Source organism: Lacisediminihabitans profunda, assembly GCF_008040105.1.
Lineage (GTDB): Bacteria > Actinomycetota > Actinomycetes > Actinomycetales > Microbacteriaceae > Lacisediminihabitans > Lacisediminihabitans profunda.
Window position 1 is genome coordinate 1 of record NZ_VRMG01000169.1, and the last position, 247, is coordinate 247.

Annotated in this window: 1 protein-coding gene; it reads left to right on the forward strand. The window is 59.9% G+C overall.

Going from position 1 to position 247, the window contains the following annotated elements; genetic code table 11:
* Positions 1-37: 37 nt before the first annotated feature.
* Positions 38-247, forward strand: a 210-nt coding sequence (locus tag FVP33_RS20285; protein WP_425460964.1) for an AAA family ATPase, incomplete at its 3' end; no start/stop codon positions are given.

The following is a 247-nucleotide window of genomic DNA, read 5'->3' on the forward strand; positions in this document are numbered from 1 at the left end:
TGCCGAAGCCCTAGCGGACTCTTCGACCATCAAGCTGGTGCGCCTCAGGACAAGGAACTACCGCAGTCTGCGTGACGTGACCATCTCGGTCGGCGACGACCTAAGCATATTTATTGGTGCAAACGCTTCCGGCAAGAGCACCATTCTCGACGCGCTCCGTTTCCTCAGCGAAGCTGTGCAGCGCGGCAAATTTGGCCCCCCCGTAAGTGCACGTGGCGGCTGGCTGAACCTTGCATGGAAGGGAGCG